This is a genomic window from Verticiella alkaliphila (assembly GCF_018904615.1).
GTDB classification, from domain to species: Bacteria; Pseudomonadota; Gammaproteobacteria; order Burkholderiales; family Burkholderiaceae_B; genus Verticiella; species Verticiella alkaliphila.
In genome coordinates, this window is the sequence record NZ_JADCNH010000050.1 from 21,610 (window position 1) to 27,630 (window position 6,021).

The 6,021-nt window shown below is 70.1% G+C and carries 7 protein-coding genes; 1 reads left to right on the forward strand and 6 read right to left on the reverse strand.

Going from position 1 to position 6,021, the window contains the following annotated elements; translation table 11 throughout:
* Positions 1-16 precede the first annotated feature (16 nt).
* Complete coding sequence (gene crtY / locus IMZ29_RS20390) at positions 17-1,276, reverse strand: lycopene beta-cyclase CrtY (RefSeq protein ID WP_371820374.1); 1,260 nt, start codon at positions 1,274-1,276, stop codon at positions 17-19.
* On the reverse strand, positions 1,273-2,610 hold the full coding sequence (locus tag IMZ29_RS20395) for a glycosyltransferase (RefSeq protein WP_216187592.1): 1,338 nt from the start codon (positions 2,608-2,610) through the stop codon (positions 1,273-1,275). The genes crtY and IMZ29_RS20395 overlap by 4 nt, the downstream gene beginning before the upstream one ends.
* 130 nt (positions 2,611-2,740) lie before the next feature.
* On the opposite strand from IMZ29_RS20395, the gene IMZ29_RS20400 reads away from it, so the two are divergent.
* Positions 2,741-3,628: a polyprenyl synthetase family protein gene (locus IMZ29_RS20400; protein ID WP_216187594.1), complete on the forward strand. Its 888-nt coding sequence runs from the start codon at positions 2,741-2,743 to the stop codon at positions 3,626-3,628.
* Between the two features lie 97 nt (positions 3,629-3,725).
* Here the strand turns inward: IMZ29_RS20400 and IMZ29_RS20405 are convergent, their stop codons facing one another.
* From IMZ29_RS20405 to IMZ29_RS20420, 4 genes are all read right to left on the reverse strand, one after another.
* Complete coding sequence (locus IMZ29_RS20405; protein ID WP_216187596.1) at positions 3,726-4,256, reverse strand: peroxiredoxin family protein; 531 nt, start codon at positions 4,254-4,256, stop codon at positions 3,726-3,728.
* Positions 4,257-4,278: 22 nt separating this feature from the next.
* Positions 4,279-5,025 carry a BON domain-containing protein gene (locus IMZ29_RS20410; RefSeq protein WP_216187599.1) on the reverse strand — a complete coding sequence of 249 codons (747 nt, stop codon included), beginning with the start codon at positions 5,023-5,025 and terminating at the stop codon, positions 4,279-4,281.
* Positions 5,025-5,615 (reverse strand): phosphoheptose isomerase, encoded by a 591-nt coding sequence (locus IMZ29_RS20415; RefSeq protein WP_216187601.1) that lies wholly within the window; start codon positions 5,613-5,615, stop codon positions 5,025-5,027. The genes IMZ29_RS20410 and IMZ29_RS20415 overlap by 1 nt, the downstream gene beginning before the upstream one ends.
* 36 nt (positions 5,616-5,651) lie before the next feature.
* A partial coding sequence (locus IMZ29_RS20420) for a YraN family protein (protein ID WP_216187603.1) occupies positions 5,652-6,021 on the reverse strand: 370 nt, incomplete at its 5' end.

The following is a 6,021-nucleotide window of genomic DNA, read 5'->3' on the forward strand; positions in this document are numbered from 1 at the left end:
ATCCTGTCGCAGCGCCTCAAGGGCGCGTCGGTGCGTGGGAATCGTGCAGGCGGACGGCACGCAACGCGCGCAGCGCCGCCCCCACGGGGACGGGGGGCTTGCCGCTCAGGATGCGCAGCTTGTCGAGCGCGCTGGGGCGTCCGGCATAGAAGCGCGCGATGAGCGGCTCGGGTAAGCGGTAGAAGCGGGCCATGACGCGCCAGCGCTCGGTGGGTGGCGCCGCCAGGAAGAGCATGCGGTTCAGGCCACGGAAGAACCCCTGATCCGACCAGCGCTGCAGGGCGTGCGCGCGGACCGCGGCGAACAAAGGTTCGGCGGACAGATCCGGGAGGGCAGCGATGTGCTCGGCCAGGCGCAGTGCCTCGGGCAGCGAGTAGCCGGTGGTCGGGTGAAAGAGGTTTGCGGCAAGGCCCGCGCGCGGCACGCCACGGGCGTCGTCCCACACGGCCTGCGCATCCCCGGACAGCACGATGGGCAGCACGCCCTGCTCTTCGCGCAGCACCCGCACTGGCTGCCAGCCCTGCTGCGCACAGTACTCGGCGATGCGCCGGCGCCAGATCTCGGGCTGCCCGCGGGCATCGTCCGCGTAGTAGGTGTCCTCCACGAGCGCGGTGCGCGGGCCCATGGGCAGCACGTAGACGAACCGGTAGCCGTCGTGCTGTTCGACGTCGGCATCCATCAGGATCGGCGCCGTGAGCCCGTGCGGCTCGGCAAACCGGATCTCCTGGCCCAGGAAACGCTGGTATCCCAGTGCAACGCGCTCAGGCGCCGGTGCCGCGGCCAACCCGCGCCCGTCGATGACGGCATGCGCGCGCAGGCGCCGACCACCGGCCAGGTCCACCTCGCGCGCCGTCACGCGCGTCACGGCCACGCCGGTGCGCAAGGCCGGGCCCAGCTCACGGTGCAGCACCTCGCTGAAGTGGGTGCTCGCAATGCTCTGGTATCCACCCGCCAGCCGCCGGTGAAATCCGGGAAACCGTACCGCATGGCCCTGCCAGCGATGCGAGACCAGCGGCGCCACGCTCTCGTGCTGTGCGGTGGTGAGATCCGTGTCGTGAAAAGACCAGGTGTGGTTGCCCCCCGCGGCCGCACCGGCCTCCAGCACGAGCAGGCGAAGCTCGGGCCGCGCGCGCCGCAAGGCCCGGGCGATGAGGCCATTGGCGAGCCCGGCGCCGACGAGGATCAGATCGTAGGCAGTCTCCAGGCTGCTGGCGTCGCGGCCCGCGCCCAGCGTGTCCGGTGCCGCCTGCGCGGCCACTGCGGGGGGCACGTTCACAGGTAGACCCCTTCCATCGCACCCTGGGCTGGCGCTCCCATCCGGGAGGCCTCCGGTCGCGCTGAAGCGGGGACGTGGCGGGGATGACGCCGCAGCGCGGCTTCCACCACGTCTGCCGCGGCCGTGGCCCCCCCCGCGGCCCGGACGTCGGCGCCGAGCAGCGCGGCGCGTTCGGCAAACGCGGGGTCCGTGAGGAGACGCTCGAGCGCGCCGCGTAGTGCGCCGATCGAGGACCACTGCGGATCCGCGCGCAGCCCGGCGCCACGATACGCCACCCGAGCCGCCACGCCGGGCTGATCGAAGGCCATCGGCAAGGTCAGCAAGGGCACGCCCGCGCACAGGCTCTCCAGCACGGTGTTGAGGCCCGCATGCGTGACGACGGCATGCGCCTGGGCCAGCACGGCAGCCTGCGGGACGAAATCGGTGACCCAGTCGGCACCTTCGGCACGCAGGGCCGCGGCCTGCGCACCATCCAGCCCGCCGCAGTGGGCTACCCAAAGTTGCACGCCGAGTGAACGGCATGCACGCGCCACGCGGCGGAACGTGTCGAAGCGGCCCCCCTGCATGGTGCCGAAGGAGGCGAACACCAGCGGCCGTGCGTCGCGTGCGGGCAGGTCGGCGTGAGCGGTGGGCCCGCCATGCAGGCAGCCCACATACCGCAAACCGGCTGGCGGCTGCGCGCGCGGAAAGTCGAAGCTCGCCGTGCCCTGACTGATCTGGCCATGCGGAGACAGCCAGGCTTCCAGGCCGCGGCGCACCGGCAGGCCGAAAGCGCGCGCATGCTTGGCCAGCACCGCGTCATGCGGCGCCATGATCCAGCGGGCGACCCGCACGCCGCCGCGATTGCGGTGTCGCCCCCAAGCACTGTCGTCGTAGCCCCAGCCCAGGTAGGGTGGCGGCACATCCGGATCCGGATTGATCGGCACCGCGCACGCCACCGACACCCACGGCCGCCCTGTCCCGGCAGCCACGATCGCGCCCGCGGCCTCCATCTGGTCGGCAAGTACGGCCGTGATGCCATGGGCATCGAAGGTCGCCGGCAGCGTGCTGCACAGCATGTCCGTCGAGGCGGCCACGTCGCGCACCACGCGTCGCACGCCCCAAGGGCCGCCCGGTCGAGCAGCCCGGCACAAGACGTGCTGAAGGTGCCCGACAGGATGTGTCTGGGACCCCACGGGAACGAAGCCAAGCGCCTCGTCCCGCATCAGGGCCGCCGCATCGGGTTGATGAAAGAAGGTCACGCGGTGTCCGCGTGCCGCCAGCACCCCACCCAACGCCTGGAGGGCCTGGTAATGGCTGAAGAAAGGAGGGGCGATGACGGCAATGTGGGACATGGATGAGGGTAGCCTGGGACGCCAAGGCCCTCTGCACCCGGAGGCGGGCGACGCAGTGATGGCAACGGCGGTTCCGCCCTCTAGCAAGGCTCGCGCCCGGGCCGTCCGCCCGGCTGATTTCAGTGCACTCGTGCCAGGCCGCTGGCTTGCAGGCGGTGTGGAGGCGGCCCGCGATCGGGTCCAGGCTCACCTGGAAAGCCTGCTGCCGCCCGAGGATGGCGGCGTGGCGAGCGCGATGCGCGCCGGGGTGCTCTCCCCCGGCAAGCGCATCCGTCCGCTCATGATGCTCACCTTGGCCACCGACCTGGGCTGCCGGTCGCCGGCGCTCCTGGACATGGCCTGCGCCATCGAGATGGTGCATGCGGCCTCCCTGGTGTTGGACGATCTGCCCTGCATGGACGATGCCGCGCTGCGCCGGGGCCAGCCTACCGTCCATCGCCAGTTCGGTGAGGATGCGGCCACGCTGGCCGCAGTGGGCCTGCTCAGCCTGGCCTTTCGCACCGTGGCCCAGGCACCTGGGCTCGGCCCGCAAGCCCGCAGCAAGGCCGTGGTGTTGCTGACCGATGCCGTGGGTCTCGCCGGACTCGTGGGTGGGCAATACCAGGATCTGCGTGAAGGTGCGGCGCCACGCAGCGCCGAGGCGATCGCCACGACGAACCACCTGAAGACCGGGGTGCTCTTCGATGCGGCATTTGGCCTGTGCGCGGTCTGTGTGTCTGCTGACGACGCCACGCGGGGCCGCTTGTCCGCGCTGGCCAGCGAACTTGGTCAGGCCTTCCAGCTGATGGACGACCTGCACGATTGCGCCTTGTTGTCGGTGGACGCCAAGGATGTCGGCCGGGATGCCGACAAATCGACGCTGATCGCCACGCTGGGCGAGCGCGAGACGCTGGCACGTCTGAACGCACACGTCACCGAGGTGCTGCGGCACGCCAACGCCATCGGTGCCCATCGCCTGGCCGATCAGCTCGAGGCCGTGTTCAAGCCTGCGCTTGCCGTGGCCGCGCGCGCGGACTGAGTCGAGGCGCGCGCCGCAGACGATAACGGGGCGATGGAATCATGATCCCATCGCCCCGCGTCTGGCCCTGCTGTACGGTCGTATGCTCGACTCGCGCTCAGGAAGCCAGTGCCTTCTCGATATCGGCGAAGTAGACGCGCTGGTCCACGTCGCCCAGATACCGCTTGATGATGCGTCCATCGCGCCCCACGAGGAACGAGGTCGGGGTGAGCGTGACGTCGCCGAAGGCCTTGGCAATGTCGCCTACCGGATCCAGCGCGACCGTGAAGGGCAGCTTGCGCGTCTCGGCGAAATTGAGCACGTAGTTGGCCGGGTCGTATTGCATGGCGACCGCGACGACGTCGAAGCCCTGTCCCTGATATTTCTGGAACGAGTCCACGATCATGGGCATCTTCTTCACGCACGTCACACAGGACGTCGCCCAGAAGTTCACCAGCACCACCTTGCCCTGAAGATCCGCCTGTTGCACCTGACGACCATCGATGGACGGGAAGGTGACGTCGGGCGCCTTGGCAGACGGCGCGAGGAGGAACCAGCCGCCCACGGCCAGCGCCATGGCCAGCATCAGCCCCGCAACCCAGCGGGCAGGACCGCGCTCGCGGCCGGAGGAAGTCTCTTGGGTGGACATGATGCGATCGTGGTGAGGGCCGTCAGGGAGCGGCGGGAATGGGAATGACCTGGGCACCGCCCTGCGGCTCCACCGGTGCGGGCGCCGGCGGGGCGAGCTGGCTCGCCGTGGGCGCAGGCGTGCCCACCGCCGGCTCGCCGGACGACGCGGCCGGGCCGACCGTGCGGCTGGCCTCTTCGTCGGAAATGTATTCGTAGAGCGTGACCACCTGCTTGACGCCGCGCACGCTGGAGGCCACCCGGGCCGCGGACGCGCCTTCCGCGCGCGAGACCTTGGCCTGCAGGTAGACGACGCCACGGAACGTGGTGATCGCGAACGTGTTGGACGGCAGCTTGCTCGTGCCGATCAGCTGCGCGCGGACCTGGCTCGTGATCCAGCTGTCGTTCGCGCCTGCCGACACCGTGCGGCTGGGGGCGACGTCCAGCCGGTTGGTGACGGCCTTCACGTTCTGCGTGCCCTTGGCAAAGCGCTCGACGCGATCCTTGGTGGCCTGGTCCGGCACCGCCCCCACCAGCAGGAGATGGCGATTGTAGGAGGACGGCGTCACCTGGACGATGTCGCCGAAGTTGTCCGACACGGCATTGCGCAGGCGCTGCTCGATGGCCTGGTCCTCGAGCTGGATGCCCGGGCTGCGGCGATCGGTGGCCACCATGGTGGTGCCCACCAGCGCGCCGCCCATCAGCACCGGCACGCAGCCGGCCAGGCTGGCCGCTGCCAGCAGCGCGGCAACGGCGCGCACGCCACGCGTCTTGACCCAATGACCCGCCATCAACTATCTCCGAGAAGCTGCGCGTCGATGCCATCGCACAGCAGGTGGACCAGGAGCGAGTGAACCTCCTGGATGCGCATGGTGCGCTCGTGGGGCACGCACAGATGCACGTCGTGCCCGCCGAGCATGCTGCCCAGGCGGCCGCCACCCTTGCCAGTGAGCGCGATGACGATCATCTCGCGTTCCTGCGCCGCTTCGACGGCGCGCAGGATGCTGGGTGAATTGCCGCTCGTGGAAATCGCGACGAGCACGTCACCAGGCTGGCCCAAGGCATTGACCTGACGCGCGAAGACGTCGTCGTAGCCGTAATCGTTGGCGACGGCCGTGAGGATGGCGGTATCGGTATTGAGCGCGACGGCCGCGAGCGGCAGGCGCTCGCGCTCGAAACGGCCGACCAGCTCAGCCACGAAGTGCTGGGCATCGGCTGCTGATCCGCCATTGCCGCAGGCGAGGATCTTGCAGTTGCTCGAAAGCGCGAGGAACAAGGCCTCGGACGCGGCGGCGGTAGGCGCGGACAGCGACTGCGAACATTGCTCGAAAAGGGCAATGGCGTCGCGAAAATGCGTGGCGAATCGGGCGGACAGGTCCATAGCGGCGTCATTATCTCACGCGGCAGGCGCGCCGCATCAGCTCTCGCGAAAGACGTCGCGCAGCCACGTGAGCACGCCGTCATCGATGGCGACCACGTCGAAGCGGCAAGGCGGCAGGGGCCCTCGCCAGCGCGTCTGCAGAAAGACCTGGGCGGTGCGCCACAGCCGGCGCTGCTTGTCGTGGCCCACACTGGCGGCAGCCCCGCCAAAGCGCGCGCTCTGACGCGAGCGCACCTCCACGAAGACGAGCGTGTCGTCGTCCCGCACGATGAGATCGATCTCGCCGGTGCGGGAGCGCTGGTTGGCCGCCAGGAGGACCAGCCCGGCCGCCTCGAGATGCCGCAGCGCCAGCGCCTGGGCTGCGTCGCCGGCGTGCTGGGTGGGCGACGCGGCTGGCGGCTGCGCG

What these genes read in the sequence shown, in the direction of transcription:
- IMZ29_RS20395 (WP_216187592.1), bottom strand. Translation starts at nt 2,610, where the DNA reads ATGTCCCACATTGCCGTCATCGCCCCTCCTTTCTTCAGCCATTACCAG.
- IMZ29_RS20405 (WP_216187596.1), bottom strand. Translation starts at nt 4,256, where the DNA reads ATGTCCACCCAAGAGACTTCCTCCGGCCGCGAGCGCGGTCCTGCCCGC.
- IMZ29_RS20410 (WP_216187599.1), bottom strand. Translation starts at nt 5,025, where the DNA reads ATGGCGGGTCATTGGGTCAAGACGCGTGGCGTGCGCGCCGTTGCCGCG.
- IMZ29_RS20415 (WP_216187601.1), bottom strand. Translation starts at nt 5,615, where the DNA reads ATGGACCTGTCCGCCCGATTCGCCACGCATTTTCGCGACGCCATTGCC.